We start from the raw sequence: 22,760 nt of genomic DNA on the forward strand, positions 1-22,760 counted from the left end.
CGCGGATGATTCACCTTACATTTATTGTATGTTGAATATGTGCTTTCAGAAAAATGTTTTCTCTGGGTTGTACTAAACTTAAGTCATCAGCCCCTTCTGGTTTCGGGGTCAAAAAATTATGTTTGCTGAATTTCGCGCCCTTTATCCCGCTGGACAGTTGATCTGTGAGTTGCTGACTATTCATCACGGTAAGTTTGTGGTTCGCTGTCTGGTTCAGGTTGACGGCAAAACTCTCGCTACTGGTATGTCCGCTGCTGAGTCTGTTGAGGATGCTGAAGACCGCGCCCGATCGCGAGCGATTGCTGTCCTCGCATTTGCTGCTGCTCCGGCTCCGGTTGCTGCTGTTCCCGTTCCGGCTCCGGCTCCGGCTTCGGTTGCTGCTGTTCCCGTTCCGGCTCCGGTTGCTGTTGTTCCCGTTCCGGCTCCGGCTCCGGTTGTTCCCGTTCCCGTAGCCCCCCCTCCTGTTGTTCCCGTTCCCGTTGGGCCAGCCCTTGCTCCGCTTCCGGTTTTAGAAATGCCTGTTCCAGACAAAGTTGAAATACCACATCAAAGCAATTTTGTCAATAGGGAAACCAAATTAAATGCAGAGCCGACGATCGCACCTGTAGCGGAACCTTTGCCGCCAACAGTCGATTTACCTCCGGCGGTGGGATTTGTACCGAAGCAGTTAGACTCGGACGCTTGGCTGTCTTCCAGCTACGGCGAACCGCTTCCAGAATTGGAAGTGCCAAATACTAGCCAAAGCGAACTGTCGCAAGGTGCGGCCGAAGTCCGGGAATTGCAACCGATCGCGGTAGGAATTCCCAGCGATGCGATCGAAGATGATTCTGATACGATCGCCCAAATAGACGCAATTCTCAAACGGCTGCGATGGACAAAAAAACAGGAAACCGACTGTCTCGAACAAAATTATGGCAAGTCATCGCAGAGAGAACTTGCTAGCGAACAGTTGGCAGATTTCCTAGAATATCTAGAAATCTACAGCAGAACCACCGAAGAAATCAAGAGATTGGGATGGACAGCCAACCAAGGAAAAGATTATCTCAAACAAGGTTACGGCAAAGAAGCACGACATTTCTTAAATAGAGAAGAATTGTTCGACTTCCTGCAATATCTCGAATCTTTACCTTAACAATCAGGAAAATAGGTTTGTAGTGAGGACTTTAGTCCTTCTTTCTTGCAGGTTTGTAGTGAGGACTTCAGTCCTTCTTTCTTGCGGACTTTAGTGAATCACTATAAACTGTTTTTATTAACAGTAATTGAGCGGTTCATAAAAAATAAAAATTAAAAACAGGGAAATATTCTCCATTTTTAATTTTTAATTTACCAGTTCTGGACGAATTAAGGCCAAAGGGGGGGCATCTCAGTTTGGCATTTATAGTGCTGTCCCCGCTCGCGAGTTGTAGAATACGCGAGCGGGGACAGCACTATAAAAAAAAATGCTTTTTGCAAAGCTGAGATGCTTCCGGCCAAAGAAACCGGGTTTTTTACTTAATCTGTGGATTACAACGAAGGATTTTCGCAAAAAACCCGGTTTCTGACTACCCGTGCGTCTAGGACTATTTACGCCACAGCAGCGATCGGGCGGCTAGCAGAAGGACGGCGATCGATCACTTGATCGACCAAACCATAGTCCTTTGCTTCTTCAGCCGACATAAAGAAATCGCGTTCGGTATCTTCTTCAATGCGGGAAAGCGGCTGACCGGTATGATCTGCCAAAAATTGATTCAGGCGCTGTTTGTGGTACAAAATCTCTTTCGCCTGAATTTCAATATCGGTAGCTTGTCCTTGAGCTCCGCCCAGAGGTTGGTGGATCATAATCCGGGAGTGAGGCAAACTCATGCGCTTGCCTTTAGCGCCCGCACTCAGCAGAAAAGCGCCCATGCTGGCGGCCAAACCAAGACAAATAGTGCAAATGTCGGGGCGGATGTGGTTCATCGTGTCAAAAATGCCCATACCTGCTGTTACCGATCCTCCTGGGGAGTTGATATAGAGGTAAATGTCTTTCTCTGGATCTTCGGCGTCTAAAAATAGCAATTGAGCAACAATCAGGTTGGCTAAGTCGGAGTCAACCTGTTGGCCCAAGAAGACGATGCGATCGCGCAGGAGTCGCGAGTAAATGTCAAAGGCGCGTTCGCCGCGACCGGATTGTTCTATAACTGTTGGGATCATTGAACGGGCCTGCCTATTACGTATCTTTTTTTTATTTTAGCGATTTGGGCTCATTTATAGTTAGGGTGCGGTGGCGGGCGATCGGCAAATCGCTAAAATCGTTGAGTTTGGCAGGGTTGGGCTGTTAATTTGTGGAAAATGTGTCGGGCGGGCGATCGGATTTCCGATCGGGCGGGCGATCGATCTTGAGGAAGCGGACATCAATCAATGTTAAATGTTGTTGTGCGGCGATCGGATCGTGGCGAGAAGTACGATCGCTTGTTCGCGGCTGACACTAGGGAAATGGTCGAGAAACTCGTTGAGCGAATCACCAGCTTCGAGATAATCAAGCAAAGTCTTCATCGGGACGCGAGTGCCGATAAAGACAGGAGTTCCGCCTAAAATGTCGGGGTCGCTATGAACGATCGGTATAGGTAATCTGGGGTTCATCATCGCTTACGTATTTTGAATATAGCCTTTTTTAGAAAGATGAGGTATGCCAAGATATGTTGGAACCTTTACAGCGTAAAGCTTTTCAGGTCAAGACTTGTACCTCGTGAATGTGAGAAAGGCTATATATCGATTTTAGTCGATCGGTCCGCAGTCAAGTATTCGTAGGGTGTGTCGCGATCGAAAATCCCTAAGAAAAGAGCGACAATCTCGATCGCGACGCACCTTACACAATCGTTCAACAAACAACCCAAAAAATTGTTGTGTAACAAGACTTTTTATAAATGGTATTTAGTTAAGACGGATTGACCCTGGGCCTGATATTTTAAGAACAGATCCCAAATGGGTGCCATAACAGAAAAGAGTCACAGTTGGATAGTTTCATGAGCGCTCAATTTAAACTACTGACAGATCGATTAATTTTGCGTCCGCTCATTAGCGCAGATTTATCCTCAATCCAGGCTGCTGCTAGTGTTCGTCAGATTGCTGACACCATGATTTCAATTCCTCATCCCTATCCCGATGGCGAAGCTGAGCGATACATTGCTCGACAAAAGGCTGAGTTTGAAGCGGGGCATTCTGTCACCTTTGTCATGGAGCAGAGATTTGAAAAGAAGTTTAACGGAATCATTGAAATTCGAGACATTGAACGAGAGCATTCTCAGGCTGAATTGAGTTTTTGGTTGGCCGTTGAAGCGTGGGGACAGGGATATATGAGCGAAGCCTTAAAACCAGTGCTGCGATTTGGATTTGAAGAATTAGAACTCAATCGACTCTACGCTTACCACATGATTAGAAATCCAAGTTCCGGGCAAGTTTTGCGAAAAAATGGGCTTGTGTACGAAGGGATGCTGCGCCAACGAGTACGAAAATGGGGGATGTTTGAGGACGTGGCATTGTGGGCAATTTTGCGAAACGATTGGTGTGTTCCAGGGGTACAACAACTAGATGGAGCAGTCCTTTGAGGGTTTTTTAGTCGATCGTTTCCTCAAGCGGCTCATCGAAATCATCTGCCATGATAATCATACCTTCCATCGTTCCTGCAACACGACGCTTTTTCGGTGGTTTTTCTTGAGGAGATTTTTGAGCGTACTTCTCAATCAAAAACTCGATGTAATGAAGCACCTCTGTCTGAAAAGACTCTGGTAGTTCTTCTAATTTTTCTAAAATCACTGGCTGTATCATTGTTTCTTCTCCTTAGCTGTCTTCAGTAAAAACATTTTGGTAAAATTGAGAGTTACTGGTAGCGTGACTTCTTGGATTTTATCACCTCAATTACATTGTCGTGTCTTTGCCCTTCAATAATATCCTTAAGATGAATCTGTCCATTGACGTACTGAACGTGGATGCGCCAGCCTGAGACTTTATCAATATCAGCGCGATAAACTGCCTGCTTCACACCTTTAACTTTATGCAGTCTCGTTTTGGGAAATTGTCTCGTTCTGTGACATTCCTGGTCTTCAAGTTCTGCTAAAGCTTCCAGAAAACTAATCTTTAGCTCATCATCTGGCAAAATTTTCATAGCTTCGTAAATAATGCCATATTCATCGCATAGAGTAAGATTTTGTGCCATAACCAAGCTGATGATATCTAGGCAGTTTCTCGATCGCCCTGAAGTAGGTCTTGATACAAAGACTCTGCTACATCGTTATATGCTCGATCGAGTTCGTCGTGTAGAACTGCTCGAAAAAGAGTAAAAATAGCTTGCCCAAAAATAGGGTCTTCGTCAACCGCCAAAACCACTCTTAGTTTTTGAGAAATTCGTAGCGTATAAAGCGAAGACTCGTAACCATTCAGGTCTGACGATAGCGGGAGACGACGCAGCTTGCGATACACATTTGATTTTTGAGTAGGAAAAAGGCTGGCACAATAATTAATTTTTTGAATTACTGCGGCTTTCTCATCTTCATTTAGCAGCGCAATATCTTTCTCAAATTCCCTTGTTGACTCAATTAGAATATCCACGTTAAAAACCGTAAAAAAATATACAACTATTATACTACAAACAGCTTTTGACTGTCAAGACTCGTTGTTCACAACTTATCAACGAACTCACTTGTTTAACAAGCCACAATTCAAATTTTAATCGTCCAACCTCGGCGGTACATTCCATACAAAATCAACCACCAACACAATACCGCAGTCACCGCAAAAGCCAGAGAACCATTCAACGGCCCAGCCCAAGGCACAAACCAGTTTTCATAAATCCAAGTGTAAGTTGTTGGAGCAGTTTTAGCAATGCCGATATGAGTTTTCAACAAAAGTCGGGCGACAATACCAGAGGCGACAAACAAGAAAATTGCATTCAATCCCATGATTTCAAACGGCCATCCCCATTTCCAATTTCGCACTTCTATTGTTTCGTAGCAAGCCGCTAGCAATAGCAACGCCCAACCAGCGGTAAAAACCACAAAGGAACTCGTCCACAATTGTTTGTTGATCGGAAATAAAAATCCCCACAAATGACCAATTACTAAGCAACACAATCCACTAATTACTAAATTTAAACTCGTCCGGGTTTTGATTGGCTGCACGCGCAGCCACTCTCCCGTAAAGTAGCCGATCAGCACTGTCACGCTGGCTGGTAATGTGCTCAACAATCCTTCTGGATCGAAGGGGCCACCTTTGTACAGGTGTTGGCTGCCGAGAATTAGCCGATCGACATATCCACCCAAATATCCCTCTGGCGTCAGTGCGTATTCAGTGTACCCCCCTACAGCAAATACGAATAATACGCCCCAATAGCCTAAAAGCACCGCAACAGCGAGCAGTTTTTGATTGCGGGGGGAAAGGTTCAGAATCGCGATCGCACTAATGAAATACGCTAAACCGATGCGCTGCAATACTCCCATAATCCTGATTTTACCGAAATTTTCCACTGGGGCGCCGTTCAAAAGTACGTCAAGGGCGATCGAAGATGTATTTAGCAGCAATCCTAATACAAATAAAATCGCCGCCCGCCGCGCAATTCGCCAATAAATATTTGTTTCTATTTTTGTAGTAGTTTCAGTATATTTTGACAGCGAGAAGGACATCGCACAGCCAACGATGAACAGAAAAAAGGGAAATACCAAGTCTGTCGGGGTGCACCCGTGCCATTCTGCGTGATCTAGCGGCGGATACACCTGTTTCCAACTGCCGGGGTTGTTCACTAGAATCATTGAGGCGATCGCAATTCCGCGAAAAACATCAAGAGATTTTAATCGCATAAATTAAGTTATTTGTTCACTGTTCACTGTTCACTGTTCACTGTTCACTGTTCACTGTCTTAGCTGATGCCCATTTCCTAATTCTTTTCGGCCCAATTCCCTATGCCCCATGCCCCATGCCCCATGCCCCATGCCCCATGCCCCATGCCCCATGCCCCATGCCCTATATCTCTATCCCTTCCAGAGTCATAATCAGTGCATTCTTCATCAACATATCGCAGCGTTCTGCATAAAACAATGCAGCCTTATCATACTTGTTCACTTGCAAGACACGCATAAACATTTGCCTCGCTTGCGCGAATTGCTGCTGGTAGTGAAAAAAAATGCCCTGTTCAAAATCAGTTTGGGTTTTTCCTTTTAGTTCGATCATCATATCCGAATCGCCGTCATAAATCTCAAACACAGCCACCGGCGCTTGTTTTCCTTTTACTTGAACGCGATCGAGAAATCGGCACTTATAATGTTGGGGGTCGTCAATCCGGCACAAAGTCTGAACGCTAGCAACAATACCAACTCCATAAAGCTTTGTCAATCCTTCCACCCTAGAGGCTAAATTTACAGCATCAGAAATGACTGTACTTTCCATCCGTTCCGCCTCGCCAATAGTACCCAACATTAAAGTTCCAGTATGCAAGCCAATCCCTATAGAAATAGGTTTGTATCCACAATTTTGTCTGTGTTTGTTATAAATTTTAACTTGCTGCTGCATCTCTATTCCCGCTTGCACAGCATCTTCAGCACAGTTAGGAAACAAAGCCATAATCCCGTCGCCAATATATTTATCTATAAAACCGTTGTACTGGCGGATAACTGGGCCAACTCGGCTTAAGTAAGAGTTGAGAAATTCAAAATTTTCTCGGGGAGACATACTCTCTGACAAACTTGTAAATGAACGAATATCAGCAAACATAATCGTCATTTCTGCCTGTACAGAGTCTCCCAATCTGGCATCAACTATGCTTTCTCTTTGGAGGAATTTCAAAAATTCTTTGGGTACAAAGCGCGCTGACGCTGCTGCTATTTTTTCTAGTTCACTTTTGCTGGCTTCAATTTGAGTCAGGGCGCGAAATGCTCTGAGTGCTGTCACTACCGTGGTAAATAACTTTTTGTTTGTTAGTTCTGTTTTTGTTTTGTAATCATTAATATCGTAGCTGACAATTACTACATCTTCTGGCACTTGTCCCGGCTGTCCGGTACGCAAAATAATCCGTACTACTTGATTCTCTAAAATATCGCGGATGTACTTTACTACTTCCAAGCCTGCCTCTTCTGTTTCCATGACTACATCGAGTAAAATCAAGGCTATGTCTGGATGGGCTTCGATTATTTCTTTGGCTTCTTTACCTGAGTAAGCGCTGATAAATGCGATCGCTTTGTTTTCAAATATAAATTCATTTAAAGCGAGTTTTGTAATATTATGAATTTCTATTTCATCGTCTACAATCAATATTTTCCAACTGCCTGCGATCGGCTTGTCTTCCGTCTCGTCTTCGTCGGCAAATATTAATTCATCGTCGCCTGCCACTATTAATTCGTCATCGCCCGCAGCCAACACATTTTTACTAGCTTCTGACATTTATCGTTCTCCTAAATAGAATTATATTAAAACTGACAGTATAATAACTAATTTCTTCTTATAACAGGAAATTCTATCATAAATTTTGTGCCTTTTTGTACTTGACTTTCGCAGCGAATTCTGCCTTTTAGTTTTTGCGTGACAAGGTTGTAAATAATGTGCAGTCCCAATCCTGTGCCGCCCTGACCTCTTTTTGTCGTAAAGAATGGTTCAAAAATTTTACTGAGATTTTCTGGGGTAATTCCTTTGCCGTTATCGGCATATTCAAATATTAGCCGATCGCCCTCTAGTTTCAAATCAAACGCCAGAATCCCCCCATTTTCTCCATCGTAAGCGTGAATTAGGGAATTCAACACCAGATTTGTCACAATTTGAGAGAACACACCGGGGTAACTGTCCAGTACAATATTTTCATCGCACTTAATCTCTACTTTGTGCTTAGTTCTTCTGAGTTTGGCGCTTAAGGATGTCAAAATCTCCTCTAGATAGTTTTTCACGTTAAACGTGCGTTTTAATTCGCTCGACTGATCTACAGCCACTTCTTTAAAACTGTGAATCAAATCTGCCGCCCGCGTGAGGTTGGATAAGATCATATTACTGCTTTGCAGCGCCGTATCCAGGAATTTTTCTAGCTCCGATCGTTTAATTTGTCCCTTGCTGTAAAGATCCAAAAATTTGGTGACTTTTTCAGCCAGTAGCGAGGCGGCAGTGATACCTACGCCGATGGGAGTATTTATTTCGTGGGCGACACCTGCAACCAACCCTCCGAGAGCAGCCATTTTTTCCGCTTCTACCAGTTTATTTTGAGCCGATTTTAAGTCTTCTAAAGTTTGGGACAATTCGCAGGTACGCTGCTGAACTAAGTTTTCAAGATTCTGATTGAATTGCTGCAAGTTCATGTAAAGTTGGGCGTTTTCAATCGAGATAGAAATTTGAGAAGACAGCAGTTTTAATAGTTCCAACCTGTCTGGCGTAAAAGCGCCTGTAGTCAGATTGTTTTCTAAATATAAAATGCCACTGAGTTTGCCTTGATGGATTAAGGGAGTGCAAAGAATTGATTTAGGTTGAACCGCAATTATATAAGGTGCGCGAGTAAATTGTCCTTCGCGGGTGGCATCATTTAAAACTATACTTTCCTGGGTACGAGCGACGTAGTTGACAACAGAAACTGCCAGCAAAGTTACTTCTCGATCCTCACATACAAAATCTATCGGAATTGATTGCATTACATTAACCCGCTCGACATCCACAGAGCCTGATGCTTCAATCACCCATTGACCAGATTTTTCTAGTATTAAAAAGCCTTTTTGTCCCCCGGCATTTTCAATAACAATTTTCATCAGTTTTGCCAGCAGTTTGTCTAGAACTATTTCGCCCGCTAAGGTTTGCGATGCTTTTACTGCTGTTGTCAAGTCTAGTACGCCTGCACCGTCGCTCGTAGTGCAAGCGCTACTCGTAGATTTGTGAGTTTCGATATTCGTTGAAATCGAGGGTGAAGTCAGCAACTGCGAGTATTTTGATTCTAAATGCGCTACTTTCGCTTTAGCTCCCCAGCGCTGATAGCAATAACGCGCTTCTGTCAAGTAAGTTTTCGCAATTCTTTCTCGTCCAATCGATAAATAAAATGCTCCTGCCAATTCTGCTGCTAGTGCTTGTACCTGTATGTATCCGTTTGTTTGCGCTCCGGCAATGGCGGAGTCGTAATATTCCATTGCTCTCACAATATCTCCCAATATTCGAGCTTTTTCAGCGGCAATCAAGTCACATTTTTGCTGGAGGTTCATCGGCGCAGAAAGTGCTTTTTTTTGCATTTTTTTTAGGTTGGTGTTTGCGTAAAAAAGATGCTCTTCTTGTACCTCTTTTGTTGCCGATGGATATGCTGCGAGTCGGGCTAGAGAATCATAAAAATGGTATTCAGGAACATTAATAAACCCCACAACTCCGTCTAAATAAACTTCGGCTTGCGCTGCATTTTCTAGCGCCAGCTCGACATTGCCAAATAAATAGGCTAATATTAATTTCTGTAAGTAAAAAGTTTGAAGTCCCACTCGATCGTTAACTTTCAACAGCAGCGGCAATAATGTTTTTTCGCTGTAAGCTTCACGTAATAAAATGTCGGGGCTTTCCATTTTCCCCATCAATTGCAAAACTGTTTGCCAATATATTTGATTCCAAGTCAATACCGTTTCTTGCTTTAGTTGAAATAGCAAATGGTTGTAATTTACCATTTTTCGTTCCAGTTGCGGCAATTCTTGACCAATAAAATACAAGGACTGACAAATATTTACGGCAGAATATCCAACCGATTCTAAATCACCATTTTCGAGCGCGCTTTGATAGGCTTCTTCTAACAGAGGTAAAGTATCTTTAACGTGATGTTTGCCGTGCATCAAAATGAAGGCAACTAAATTAAGAGTCTTGCTTTTGAATTCTAAAGCATTTAGCCGAGCGATCAAATTTAATGCTAATTGACCAAATCGCTCGCCCGATTCAATGTCTCTAACTATTCCTTTTAAAATTGCTCCGTAATTAGCATAACCGAAGGCAGAAAAAGCAGAGTTTCCGTAGTTTATAGATAAATTAACTTGCTCGCAGACAATCAACGGCAACAGTATGGGTTCAACAATCGAGGTAGCCGACAACATACTGGAAAGGACGCGCATAGTTGCTAATTTACGCGGCTCGGTCATCATAGGCAAGTCAATTAAATCTTCTATCTTTTTTCCTGTTAAATAAGCTGAGGTTTTGGTAAGTGCTTGCTGAATGTGGAGGGGAGTTGGCGATTTTGGAAAGTTTATTCCTAACATTGTGAGTGATTCCCGACCAATTGTTACCGCTTCTTGCAGTTTGGTTTGCATCGCACAAGCTGTGATTCGGATTTCAAAAACTTTGATTTTGTCTAGTTCATTTTTGGCGTATTGCAAGACAATTTTTGCCCATTTTTCCATTTGTTCAAAATCGGTATTGAGGTAAGCTGCTTCTGCTGCTGACTCGTAGAGTGCAAGAGTCAAGTCGTAGTCGGTTTGCCAACTTTGCATGGGAAGCAATGCAATACCTGCGGCCAAATATTTGACAGCGAGTTCATAAGCTGCACTGGCTTTTGCTTTGCGGCCCGCCATTAAATTTAATTTACATAAATGAAGTTTTTCTAATTCACTGCTGATGATTGGTTGGGCTGCATTTAGTTGGTTGACTAAATCGAAAATATGGTTTTCTAATTGCTCTGGATGCGCGTTTTGCAGCAAGAATCTGCCGATTTTGAGATGAATTTCTTGTTTCTGAGATTCGGATATTAAAGCGTAAGCTGCTTGCTGAACTCGCTCGTGCAAAAATTTATAAGTTGCGCTACCAGCATCAGCAACTGGTAGGGACAATTCATCTGTAACGTCTCTAGATATTTGGTCTGTTAACCCTGTGCTTGCTGCTAGTGCGATCGGAATTTTGTAAGCGTTATTCACGGGCAAAATCAGACCGGACTGAACTGCTTCCCAGAGGTGTGTTGCTGCGGAAGTCAGAGGTTGTTCGCTGATTTGGGAGAGAATTGCTAAATCAAATTTGTTGCCTATACAAGCGGCTAATGTTAGCAGTTCCTGCGTATTACCTGAAAGTTTCTGAATGTTGTCTATCATTAATTCCACAACATTGTCAGTTATTCCTATTTCTTGTATTTGCTCAATGTCCCACTGCCACTCGCCTGTGATTTTGCATTTTTTCACAGCTTGTTCTGGGATTTGTTCGGCAAAGTCAGACAAGTGAGGTTCGGCTCGATCGACCGAATTTTCAGAGGCTACAAATTTAAATTGTAGCATTTTTTGGGAGTAAAGAGACTTCAGCAATTGGGCTATAAAAAATGGATTTCCTCCGGTTTTGTGAAACAGTAATTGTCCCAAAGGTAGCGATTTTTCTGGGGCGCAGCTCAGAGTATCCGCGACGAGTTGATTGACGCTGTTAATATCTAAAGGCAAAAGGGCGATCGTACTTACATTCCCGCCTGCTTTCCTAATTGTTTCTGCGGCTAGCATTACGGGATGATTTGCATCTACTTCTGATTCTCTATAGGCTCCGATTATTAATAAGTATTGGCTGGGCATGTCAGTTGCTAGCAGTTGGATTAACTTGAGCGAGGCTGAATCAATCCACTGCAAGTCATCGAGAAAAATTACCAGCGGGTGTGCTTTTTGAGTAAAGATGCGGATGAATTTTTGAAATACTAAATTAAAGCGATTTTGAGATTCATTCGATCCTAAATCTGGCACAGAAGGCTGCGACCCGACAATCAGTTCTACTTCGGGAATAACTTCAATAATTACTTGGCAGTTGCTACCGAGAGCATTTAAAATTTTTTGTTTCCAAACTAGCACTTTGGCGGCTGTTTCTGTGAGAATTTGCTGCAACAAGTCTTGAAAAGCTTGGAGCAAAAAAGCGTAGGGAATATCGCGCTTGAATTTCTCAAATTTGCTGTCAATAAAATACCCATTTTCCCGGAGTATGGGTTGGTAAATTTCATAGACAAGCGACGATTTGCCAAGGCCGGCACAACCGGAAATAAGTAGGATTTCTGTATAGCCTCGCTTCATGCGATCGAACGTATTGAGAAGTAGATTAACTTCGGCTTCTCGTCCGTAAAGTTTTTGGGAAATTTGCAGGTGAGTTGACCGATCTTGCTCGCCGAGGGTGATGTGAGAAATTGCGCCGCTTGTTTGGAGTTGAGCGAGACAATTTTCCAAGTCGTACAAAAGTCCGAAAGCACTTTTATACCTGTCTTCGGCAGTTTTTGCTAATAGCTTCATTACGATATCGTCAACGGCTAGAGGAATCTCGTCGCTTTCTGTTTGATTGATGCTGCCTTTGACTTTCTGCTTTCTATTTTCGCCAGGAGAAACGGGCGTTTTAGCAATATGGCAGTGCACTAATTCCATCGGATCGATCGCATTAAAAGGCAATTCGCCGCAGAGCATTTCATAAAAAGTGACGCCTAAAGAATAAAAATCGGTGCGGTAGTCGATCGCCCGATTCATGCGTCCCGTTTGTTCGGGAGACAGATAGGCGAGGGTTCCTTCGAGTAAATGGGGGTGGGCCAGGGTGGGGTTTTCGCCTGGTAGCAGGGAGGCGATCGCAAAATCAGTAATTTTGACATCCCCAGTCTGGATATTGACAATAATATTGCTGGGTTTAATATCTTTGTGAATGATGTGATTTTCGTGGAGTTGTCCGAGAGTTTCTGCTAGTTTTATGCCTATTTGGAGAAATTGTTGTAACTCTAGCTGGTTGGTGCTGAGAAAATCTTTTAGGGAAATGCCACCAAAATCTTCTAAAATTAAAACAGGAAAGTGATTGTATTTTTCAAGCTTGTAAAGTTTGACTATTCCTGGTAAATTTAAATTTTTAAGGATTTCTGCTTCGTGCAGGAGTTGGGCTATTCGCGCTGGGGTAGGGTAGGTCGGTGTGAGAGTTTTCAGGATAACTGGTTTTTGTTCTTCAAGCTGCATCCCTCGATAAATAACTGTGTGGGGGTTTGTATAAAGTTCTCCGTCAATGCGGTATCCTGGAATAGTAATCATGCTGTTTGGGAGTGATTTAAAAATTGAAGTTTTATATAAATTTCGGCTGGGCTGGAATGATAGAGAGGAGACGGCTTGGCCTTAGTCCCTACACCAGATTAATCGTAGGAAAACGGCACTGCCGTGTCCTGATTTCTACACCAGATTAATCGTAGGGAAACGGCACTGCCGTGTCCTGACTTCAGGTAATACTTATCTATATTGTAGTATTCAAAAAATCAAAAATTGTATTTTGCGATCGCGCCAGTGCCAAAATAAACTGGTGCGTGCAAATCAACAGGTAAAATCTCAAAACAATCATGCAGAATATAACTGCCTCAAATCCAGCTACTGCGACCGATCGCGCTTTGGGCACCGCAGACATTAAACTACTGGTAGTGGATATCGACGGGACGATCGCAGGTTTGTCAAATCAGATCCGAGAACCGGTCAAGCAGGCCATTTCGGCAGCCCAGTCGCGGGGAGTGAAAGTAGCTGTCGCTACGGGCAGGATGTACCAGTCTGCTTTGCGTTTCCACTCGCATATCGGCTCAACTCTGCCGCTGATTTGCTACCAGGGCGCGTGGATTCAAGATGTCGCGAGTCAAAAGCGGCTGCGCCACTTACCGCTGTCGATACCAAGGGCTTTGCAATTGTTAGAGCATTTTGAAGTACCGGAATTGCGATCGCTCCTGTCGATCCATTTCTACATTGACGATAAACTGTATGTACCGGAAATTACCACAGCTACCCGACTTTATGCCGAACGATCGGGTATTGAACCAAATGTAATTAAAGATTTGCGGCGAGATATTCCGGGGGAACCGACGAAAGTCTTGGCTTTGTGCCAGAATCCGGAGGTACTCGACGGCTTGCTCATTAGTATGCGCGAGCGTTACACGCCTGCGGAGCTTTATTTAACTCGATCCGTTGCTACTTTTTTTGAAGCGACGCATCCTTTGGCGAATAAGGGAGATGCGGTGAAGTATTTGGCGGAGGAAATTTTGGGTTTGCAGGCGGCGAATGTGATGGCGATCGGCGACAATTTTAACGATCTAGAAATGATTTCCTACGCGGGTGTGGGCGTGGCGATGGGGAATGCTCCTGATGGGGTGAAGGCTGTTGCTAATTGGGTGGCGCCGGATGTGGAGGATGATGGGGTGGCGTTGGCGATCGAACAATTTGTTTTGGGCGATCGCTGATATTTGTAGCAATAATAATTTTCCCAAAATTATAGGGGCACGGCACTGCCGTGTCCCTATAATTTTAAAAATGTCTTTCAACAGAAAAAGCACCGACGACTGGCCGTGTTTCGTCTCGGTGCTTCTTCTGGTTCGCTCCTCACACGTCCATTAATATAGCTAACTCAGTACATTGTGTCAATACTTTTAACAAAAGTTTTTTTTTGAGTCTGCTGCGGGTGCGTGCGATCGAGGCAGAACCTTTGTAATGCAAGGGTTTAGCCGATCGCCCTGCACATCCATCCAAGCCGAAAAAATTTACTTGAATTCAACCAGCCAGTCCAAAATCAGAGTATTCACCTCATTTGGTCGTTCGTCGTGGGGACAGTGGCCTGTGTTGGGAATTGAGACAAATTTGACGGGTTTACCGTTGGTGGCCAATTCTTGGTAAATCTGGCTACCGGCGATCGGCGTCCAGGGGTCATCTGCGCCCCAAAGTACCAATAACGGACGATCGACCTTTGGCAGCAATTCCGACGGTTGAGGGCCTGCTGGGGCCGTGAGAATCGAGGCAAATACTTGTTGAGCTCCGGGCTCGCAGGAGGGCGCGTGGAGGAGTTCTACGAGTTCGTCGGTAATGGCTTCCCGATTGCCGTAGACTTGGCGCAGGGTGTTGCGGATGCGGTGTTTTTGCCGGATGTTGTTGAAGACAAAGGGGCCGATGATGGGCGATCGAACTAATTTAGCAAAAGTCCCCATGATTAATCCCAGGGGAAAACTCAGTTCTTCGGGTCGGTGGTTGAGTCCGCCGGCACAGTTGATTAAGACAGCGCCGGCGGAGATTTCTGGATGGTTGGCGACTACCATCAAACTTAGCAATGCGCCGATCGAATTTCCGACAAATACCGCCGGTTCCTGTACCAAATCTGCCCAGAAATCGGTGAGTAATTCTTCCCACAATTCCAGGGTGTAATCGAGGGCCGGTTTCGCGGAAGCCCCGAATCCCAACAAGTCCAGGGCAAATACGCGGTAGCCGCCGGCAGCGAGTGCGGGGATATTTTGCCGCCAATGCCCGATCGAAGCCCCAAATCCATGAATCAAAATCAGAGGGCGGCCCGTGCCTTGGACGGTATATTGGATTTTGTGACCTTTCCAAGTCCAAATTAGCTTTTCTAAACTCGTTGCAGATACTAATTGTTGTGCAGTCACGGCTATTATGTAAAGTTTCGTTAACTACTTTCATCATAGCAGAAGGAAGAAGTCAGTAGTCAGTAGTCAGTAGTCATGAATTATTAATGATTAATGATTAATGATTGGTGATTGGTGATTGGTGATTGGTGATTGGTGATTTGTGATTGGTGATTTGTGATTGGTTATTGGTGATTGGTTATTGGTTATTTGTTGTCAGTTGCAATACCCAATGCCCAATGCCCAATGCCCAATGCCCAATGCCCAATGCCCCATGCCCCATGACCCATGCCCGATGCCCCATGCCCCATTCCCAATTTTTACTTTTTTTGCAACAACCAATAAGTCATCATCTCCCCCTTACCTTTTACCGGAATCATGCCTCGCCTCTCAAACAAATACTTATCTTTCAAAAGCTCATAAGTGACATCAGTAACTTGAATGCTGCCGGAAAATCCCGTAACTTCCATTCTCGCCGCCACATTCACCGTATCTCCCCACAAATCATAGGTAAACTTGCTCACACCAATCACTCCCGCTACCACCGGCCCGGAATTGATGCCGATGCGAATTGCCAGTTTTTCTCCTGTCTCGGCCGACAACTTAGCTATTTTTGCCTGCATTCCCAAGGCCATTTGGGCGATCGCCTCAGCATGATCGTCTCTCGGCGTCGGCAATCCCCCAACTACCATATAAGCATCACCAATCGTCTTAATTTTCTCCACACCGTACTTTTCAGCTAACTGGTCGAAGTGCGAAAAAATCACGTTCAATCGCTTCACCAACTCCGTCGGAGACATTCTCGCCGACAGTTCAGTAAAGCCAACAATATCAGCAAATAAAACACTGACTTCTGCAAAACTATCAGCAATTGTAGTTTGCTCCGCTTTCAAACGTTCAGCTATTGGTTTCGGTAAAATATTTAACAGCAACTTCTCGCTTTGTTCCTGTTGAACTTTGAGCGCTTCTTGAGCTAATTTACGCTCTGTAATATCAGAAACAGTACCTTCATAATACATCAGCTCACCTTTTTCATCTCTAACAGCTCGGGCATTTTCTGATACCCAAATCCGGTGGCCGTCTTTGTGATAGACCATAGATTCAAAGCCCAACACAGCATTTTGTGCATCCATAGCCGCCTCGAATTGCTGGCGGCGTTCCGGCTCAATGTACACTTGAGAAGTATTTTTAATACATAACATCAGTTCTGCTGGCGAGTTATAACCATACAATTTTGCTAAAGCTGGATTAGCGCTAATAAACCCTCCTGAAGGCGTGCTTTGAAAAATGCCTTCCATCGCATTTTCGACAATACTGTGATATCTTTCTTCCGCAATTCGCAGTAATTCTTCGGCTTTTTTGCGCTGAATCAAAGAACCTAATTGACTGCCGACAGCATCAAAAACATCTATAAATCGCGCGTCTTTCCTACCGGGCAAAATTTTAAAGAAAACCAGCACTGCCAAGAGTTCATCGCCTACCACAATCGGCACACCAAAAGCTGCTTTGAATCCGGTTGCTTGTGCTATTGCACTTCGAGTAAAAGGCGGGTAGCCCTGGGTAATATCTTCTACCCACTCCGGTTGCTTGGATACCCAAACTCGTCCCGGCAGCCCAATATTCCTGGCAAATGTCAGTTTTTTGCTTTCCCTGCGGAACCAGTCCATGCTGGCGTTGCCCGCATACCAACCCCTGGCAGATTCCAGGAAAGTTCTTTCTGCATTGGGAATCCAAGCTTCTCCTAAATCCCATCCGATTGTTTCGCCAACTTGGTGCAGAATTACTTCTAAAGCTGAGTCAAAGTTTACAGCTTCGCCGATCGCCCGCGTAATTTCCAGCAAAAACCGGATTGATTCTTGAGCCCGCTGCCGTTCCGCGATTTCCTCCTGCAATCTCGAATTGCGATCGTGCAATTCCCTGGCTTGCTGTTGCAGTTTCGATTGCAGCGATCGCAGCGAAAGTTGGTTTTCGACGCGGGCCAAAACTTCTTCTACTTGAAAAGGCTTAGTAATATAATCTACTCCTCCTACTTGAAAAGCTTTAACTTTTTCCAGCACGTCATCTAGCGCACTAATAAAAATCACCGGAATATCTTTAGTATTTTCAATTATTTTTAACTGCTGACAAACTTCATAGCCGTTCATTTTCGGCATATTAATATCTAGTAAAATTAGATCCGGAGGAGACATTTGTGCCGCTTGCAGAGCCAGTTGTCCGTTAATCGCCTTCCTGACTTGATACCCGTGGGATCCGAGCATAGTGGATAAAAGTCGCAAATTGTCCGGCATATCGTCAACGATCAGAATGTCTCTAGGAGTCGCTGGTAGTGGCTGGTCGTTCATCATAATATAATTGAGTTAAATCAATAATGATATCTATCCGAAAATTCTCGACCAAATCTTTTAAAGCGTTAGCGAGATTTGCTTCAGTTTCGGGAATTTGCTCGATCAGTTGGAGAATGCGATTGTCGTCAACGCAAAGTGCTGCTTGGTACAAATCGACTACCCAGTCTCTGGGCATTACACTCAAATCCTCCGCGGTCAAACTTTTCAGCAGTTGCGGTGCCGAACCAGAAGTAGATGAGTTTTCTTCCTCATAAATATACCGCAGGTTCAGGTGATGAGCTATCTTTTCAAATAGTACCTCTTCCCGAAACGGTTTACAAATGAAATCATCACAACCAGCAGACAAAATTATGTGTCGCTGCTCGTCAAAAGCACTAGCAGTCAGGGCAATAATTATGGTTTCTTTTCCTTCTGGAGTTTGTTTGATCAGTTTGGTTGCTGCGTACCCGTCCATCACTGGCATCAGCATATCCATTAAGATCAGGTGCGGCTTCCAAGTTGACTGTAAAGCAATTCCTTCTTGACCGTTAGTTGCTTCCTCGACTTCAAATCCCAGCGGTGCGAGCAACTTAAGCAGCAGTTGGCGATTTTCGGCTACATCTTCAACTATTAATATCCGATAAATTTGCTGTCCGGCTTCTAAAGCAATAACTTGTTTTGCCGTCGTTTTTTCTTGTTCGTCGCTTTCTGTTACTAACTTAACCTGGATATTAAACGTGAAAGTTGTGCCTTGACCGAGTTGACTTTCCACAGAAATATCACCTCCCATAATCCTGACAAACTGTTGGCTGATCGGCAATCCTAGCCCGGTTCCCTGCATGGATCTTCGACCTGTTTCGGTTTGTACGAAGGGCTTGAATAATGTGGGAAGTTCCAAGGGGGAAATGCCGGGGCCGGTGTCGGAAATTTCAAACAGCAATTGAGATTGATTTTCTTCAGTCACGTTGGTTTCTGCTTGGCTGCTAACGCGCAGAGTAACAATTCCGTGTTGAGTAAATTTAATTGCATTGCCGAGCAAGTTAATTAAAACTTGCCGCAATTTAGATTCGTCTGTTTGAATGTACTGCGGCAAATCGCCGATATTTTCAAAGATTAGATGCAAGCCTTTGGAGTTGGCTTTTAGTTGCAGCATTTCTCTGAGGCTGTCGAGAATGTTGTAGAGGTTGAAGCGGCTTTCATTAATGGTAATTTGACCTGCTTCTATTTTGGACATTGACAAAACATCATTGATGAGTTCTAGCAAATGTTCGCCGCTGCGGTTGATAATTTCTATGTATTCTTTTTGTTCTGGTGTGATAGAAATATTGCGAGCCATGACTTGGGAAAAACCGAGAATGGCATTGAGAGGCGTCCGCAATTCGTGACTCATGGAAGCGAGAAATTGGCTTTTGGCGCGGTTGGCAACTTCCGCGTTTTCTTTGGATTTAATCAGTTCCATTGACTGCCTTTGAGTGCGAGCGAGCAATTCGGCTTGCTGCAATGCTACTCCTAGCTGGGTGCCTACATGAACTGCAACGTTGATTTCAGCTTCGCTCCACTGACGGGGAGCTGAATTTTGATAGGATGCTAGCAATCCCCAGAGCTTGTCACCGCAGAAAATTCGGACGGTAATATAGGATTTGGCTTGAAATCTTTCTAGCAATTCGATGTAACAAGGGCTGAAGCCTTGCTTGTAAATATCTTGGACGCAAAGGTAAGTTTTACCTCTGCTGTAGGCTCCACCTGCGGTTTCTTGCAAATAAGTATCGCAGATTTCTTGTGAGGTGCTATCGAATTTTTGGACGAGGCAATTTTCGCTTTCTAAGGCGCCTTCTGTGAAGTTGGGGTCTATTTGCTGTGCTTGGATGAAAGAAATCCACTTGCTGTCAACGGATTCGGCTACAAATTCGCCGCTCCAGTCAGGATTGAAACGGTAAAGCCCGACTCGATCGCATTTCATGGTTTGGCGCAATTCTCGGGTTGTCGCGTGAAAAATTTCTCGGAGATCTAAAGTCTGCCGCATTCTTTCAATGATGCGGGCGATCGCTCTTTGGCGCAAAGCACTTTCTTGCAATTCGGTTTCTGCTTGCTTGCGTTCGGTAATATCTACAGCCATTGAAGCCGTACCGATTGCTTTGCCATTCTCGTCAATTAGCTCAGTATTGTACCACTCGCAGATGATAATTCTGCCGTCTTTGGTCAGATTTTCGGAAGTGCCGCTGGATTTGGCACTCAAGCCACGATCGAAAATCTCAGATGCTTGTTGGCGGTAGCTTTCAGGTACAATCAAATCGGTGGCGACTCTCCCTTTGGCTTCTTGCTCGCTGTAGCCAAAAATAGCTTCTGCTGCGGGATTCCAAGTGATAATTTCTAAACTCAGGTTTAACTCGATCACTGCGATCGGCGTTTGCTGCAATAAAAATGAGATTCTTTGCTGCGATGCTAGCAGTTTTTCTTCGGCTAATTTGCGATCCGTGATATCATTAGACGTGCCGAGAATTTGTTTCGGTTTACCATCAGCTTGTCTCAGAAATACTGTATCCCAACTGTGCATCCACCGCCATTCGCCGTTTTTGTGCCTCATCCGGTATTGAAATTCGATGATGTCACCACCTTGAGATAGATCGAACTTTTGAATATGTTGAAAAAAAGCCGATAAATCCTCGGGGTGCACCAGAGTTTGGAGCATGGCTTTACCCATATCTTGTATTTCTTCTGCCCCGTAGCCGAGGATCGTCGCAATTTGGCGGTTGGTGTAGACATTCCGCTGCTCAATTAAATCGTAAACGTACAATAGGTTGGGATTGGAATCGGCGATCGCCTGAATGAAGTGCTGGCTTTCTCGGAGTGCAGATTCTGCTTGTTTGCGATCGGTAATATCTCGCGCTACCATAATTACTGATTCTGCTGACAGCGGAGAAACTTTAGCATCTAGCCAAACTTCGCGATCTCCGACTGTATAGCTATATTCAACATTGATGCTTTGCTTCGTTTTGAGAACTTGTTGGATGGTATTTAATACCAAATCTGCTACAGATTGTGGCAAGACTTGATGGGCGGTTCTGTTAATCATTTCGCTGGCAGGTTTGGCAAAATTCGTCGCTGATGTCGGTGCGATTTTGATGCAGCGCCCTTCTGCATTTCTCACTAAAACTATGTCAGTCATGGCAGCAAAAATAGTCCGCAATTCTGCTTCTGACTCTTGCAGAGCTTGCTCGGCGAGGATGCGGGTGCGAATTTCTGCTTGCAACTGTTTATTTTGCCGATCGAGCTGCCCAATTCGCTTTTTCTCTCGATCGATCAGTTGAACTTGAGCCAGCGCTATCCCTAGTTGAGCCGCCACCGCTTCTAACAAGTCGATTTCATCTTTCGTCCATTCCCGGTAGCGATCGCACTGGTGCAAGCAGATAGCGCCATTTGCCCTGCCTTGGTAGGAAGTGCGAATTGCCAGCATCGATTTTAACCCAATCTCGCGGCAAATCGGTCTAATAGCTTGCAAAAGAGGGTCTGAGTAAACATTGTTGGAGGCGATCGGCCGATCTTGTATCATCATTTGTACGATGTGAGGATTTCCCCAAATAGGAATGGGTACGTTCCAAATAGATTCCCACTCGGGTTCGAGATACTCCGCCGCCAGAGGAATATCGACTTGGGGAGTAGTAATGTAAGTATGAATCAAGCAGCGATTGACGTAGAATGTCTGACCGATTTGAGTTGCGGCTGTTTGAAAAATTTGTTCTGGATGCAAGCTCGATCGAATTTCTTGAGTTATTTTGGCAATCAGCAACTCTCGCTGAACTTTCCGTTCTAAAGCAGATTTAGCTGCGGCAGTTTCTATTTCTGCTTGCTTGCGATCGCTGATATCAAAAAGCACGCCATACCAAACTATATCGCCATTGTCGCGCATTTCTGGTCGAGAATTAGATTGCAGCCATTTGAGTTTTCCCGACGGCGTAACAATCCGCCATTCAAAGGCAAAAGGTTCTAAAGTTCGAGCGCTTTCTGCAATCGTTTCCATCACATATTCTCGGTCATCTGGATGATTTCGATCCCATACCAAGCCAGCATCTTTTAAAATCTTTTCGCTCTCTAATTCGTAAATTTCCCGACAAGCATAACTGATATATTCAAACTTATAACTTCCCTGTGGATTTTGCACTAATTGGTAAATAACGCCCGGTATATTAACCGCCAATTTCTGCAACCGCGCTTTGCTTTCCCGGAGTGCTTGTTCTGTCTGCTTCCGAAATTCTACCTCTCGTTGCAGTTGGACATTCTGCTGTTTTAATTGTTTCGATAGCTGCTGGATAGTCAATTGACTTTCGATCCGCGCTAAAACTTCTTCCACTTGAAAAGGCTTAGAAATGTAGTCAACACCGCCAATTTCAAAAGCTTTTACCTTATGAAAAGTTTCATTAAAAACGCTCAGAAAAATTACCGGAATTTCCCGAGTCTTTTCGTTGGCCTTCAGTTTTTCGCATACTTCGTAGCCGTTCATTCGGGGCATGGCAATATCTAGCAAAATCAGGTCTGGTAGAACGGTAAATTTAGCATTTACAACCATTCCTCCAGAAATAGCCCGCTGAACTTTATACCCTTCTTTCGTTAAGATATTTGATATAAACCGAAGGTTGTTAGGCTGGTCATCAATAACTAAAATGTGAATGCTTTCTTTGTCAATTACCATTTTTTTCTAGAGCCATTTTTCCTGTCTATTGTTAGCAGGTCAATTATTTAATGAAGCGAGAAATTAATTTCCTGAAAATCAAATGATTCATCAAGCCTTTTCAAACTAAGCATACAGAGATTTTTTTAGATAAGTCCATTGACTGACGTGCCTTTTCCTAGTTTTTTTTGATCCCGATATTAGATTGCCAACTCCTATTAACCGAATTGTTGCCATATTTTATCGTAAAAACAAATCCAATTATTCCCTGAAAATATTAAGTTTTGCCAAAAAAATCATTGATTAGGCACTCCAGATTTTTAAACCTGAGTTTTTTAACTCTGTTCTAGGGCTGCGATCCGTCTTTTCGTACATCTAACCGCTCGTAAAAACATGGACAAAGCTACCCAAAAGTAGTCAATGTTAGACATCTACGTTAGTAATTTTAGTCCACAGTCCTAAAACTACAGGAATA

General features: G+C 44.0%; 15 protein-coding genes. 3 read left to right on the forward strand and 12 right to left on the reverse strand.

The genetic code is table 11. The features are described 5' to 3' along the window. Positions 1–118 precede the first annotated feature (118 nt). Positions 119–1,132: a hypothetical protein gene (locus JGK36_RS22595; protein WP_293190353.1), complete on the forward strand. Its 1,014-nt coding sequence runs from the start codon at positions 119–121 to the stop codon at positions 1,130–1,132. A gap of 431 nt (positions 1,133–1,563) precedes the next feature. Here JGK36_RS22595 and clpP read toward each other — a convergent pair whose 3' ends face one another. Genes clpP through JGK36_RS22610 form a run of 3 tightly spaced genes read right to left on the reverse strand, consistent with a single transcriptional unit; the run spans position 1,564 to position 2,604 of the window. Further along, positions 1,564–2,196, reverse strand: coding sequence for an ATP-dependent Clp endopeptidase proteolytic subunit ClpP (gene clpP / locus JGK36_RS22600; protein ID WP_293149808.1), 633 nt, complete (start codon positions 2,194–2,196; stop codon positions 1,564–1,566). A 36-nt stretch (positions 2,197–2,232) separates the two neighbouring features. Further along, positions 2,233–2,373 carry a hypothetical protein gene (locus tag JGK36_RS22605; RefSeq protein WP_293185631.1) on the reverse strand — a complete coding sequence of 47 codons (141 nt, stop codon included), beginning with the start codon at positions 2,371–2,373 and terminating at the stop codon, positions 2,233–2,235. A 9-nt stretch (positions 2,374–2,382) separates the two neighbouring features. Then, positions 2,383–2,604 carry a DUF433 domain-containing protein gene (locus tag JGK36_RS22610; protein WP_293185633.1) on the reverse strand — a complete coding sequence of 74 codons (222 nt, stop codon included), beginning with the start codon at positions 2,602–2,604 and terminating at the stop codon, positions 2,383–2,385. Positions 2,605–2,984: 380 nt separating this feature from the next. On the opposite strand from JGK36_RS22610, the gene JGK36_RS22615 reads away from it, so the two are divergent. Continuing rightward, positions 2,985–3,566, forward strand: coding sequence for a GNAT family N-acetyltransferase (locus JGK36_RS22615; protein ID WP_293185635.1), 582 nt, complete (start codon positions 2,985–2,987; stop codon positions 3,564–3,566). Between the two features lie 7 nt (positions 3,567–3,573). Here JGK36_RS22615 and JGK36_RS22620 read toward each other — a convergent pair whose 3' ends face one another. The 6 genes from JGK36_RS22620 to JGK36_RS22645 form a co-directional block, all read right to left on the reverse strand. Further along, positions 3,574–3,786, reverse strand: coding sequence for a DUF2281 domain-containing protein (locus JGK36_RS22620; RefSeq protein WP_293185637.1), 213 nt, complete (start codon positions 3,784–3,786; stop codon positions 3,574–3,576). Between the two features lie 52 nt (positions 3,787–3,838). Continuing rightward, positions 3,839–4,174 (reverse strand): hypothetical protein, encoded by a 336-nt coding sequence (locus JGK36_RS22625; protein WP_293185639.1) that lies wholly within the window; start codon positions 4,172–4,174, stop codon positions 3,839–3,841. Between the two features lie 17 nt (positions 4,175–4,191). Continuing rightward, complete coding sequence (locus JGK36_RS22630; RefSeq protein WP_293185641.1) at positions 4,192–4,566, reverse strand: hypothetical protein; 375 nt, start codon at positions 4,564–4,566, stop codon at positions 4,192–4,194. Between the two features lie 110 nt (positions 4,567–4,676). Further along, entirely contained in the window at positions 4,677–5,810 is a 1,134-nt protein-coding gene (locus JGK36_RS22635; RefSeq protein ID WP_293185643.1) for a DUF5009 domain-containing protein, read from the reverse strand. A 163-nt stretch (positions 5,811–5,973) separates the two neighbouring features. Beyond that, positions 5,974–7,386, reverse strand: coding sequence for an adenylate/guanylate cyclase domain-containing protein (locus JGK36_RS22640; protein WP_293185645.1), 1,413 nt, complete (start codon positions 7,384–7,386; stop codon positions 5,974–5,976). 47 nt (positions 7,387–7,433) lie between these two features. Next, entirely contained in the window at positions 7,434–12,947 is a 5,514-nt protein-coding gene (locus JGK36_RS22645; protein ID WP_293198507.1) for an ATP-binding sensor histidine kinase, read from the reverse strand. 299 nt (positions 12,948–13,246) lie between these two features. On the opposite strand from JGK36_RS22645, the gene JGK36_RS22650 reads away from it, so the two are divergent. After that, positions 13,247–14,128, forward strand: coding sequence for a Cof-type HAD-IIB family hydrolase (locus JGK36_RS22650; protein ID WP_293190345.1), 882 nt, complete (start codon positions 13,247–13,249; stop codon positions 14,126–14,128). 297 nt (positions 14,129–14,425) lie between these two features. On the opposite strand, the gene JGK36_RS22655 is transcribed toward JGK36_RS22650, so the two are convergent. The 3 genes from JGK36_RS22655 to JGK36_RS22665 form a co-directional block, all read right to left on the reverse strand. Further along, complete coding sequence (locus JGK36_RS22655; RefSeq protein ID WP_293185648.1) at positions 14,426–15,316, reverse strand: alpha/beta fold hydrolase; 891 nt, start codon at positions 15,314–15,316, stop codon at positions 14,426–14,428. A 299-nt stretch (positions 15,317–15,615) separates the two neighbouring features. After that, entirely contained in the window at positions 15,616–17,640 is a 2,025-nt protein-coding gene (locus tag JGK36_RS22660) for an adenylate/guanylate cyclase domain-containing protein (RefSeq protein ID WP_293198509.1), read from the reverse strand. Continuing rightward, positions 17,606–22,306: a PAS domain S-box protein gene (locus tag JGK36_RS22665; protein ID WP_293198511.1), complete on the reverse strand. Its 4,701-nt coding sequence runs from the start codon at positions 22,304–22,306 to the stop codon at positions 17,606–17,608. The genes JGK36_RS22660 and JGK36_RS22665 overlap by 35 nt, the downstream gene beginning before the upstream one ends. Between the last annotated feature and the right edge of the window lie 454 nt (positions 22,307–22,760).

It is taken from the genome of Microcoleus sp. PH2017_35_SFW_U_B (assembly GCF_020737865.1).
Taxonomy (GTDB): Bacteria; Cyanobacteriota; Cyanobacteriia; order Cyanobacteriales; family Microcoleaceae; genus Microcoleus.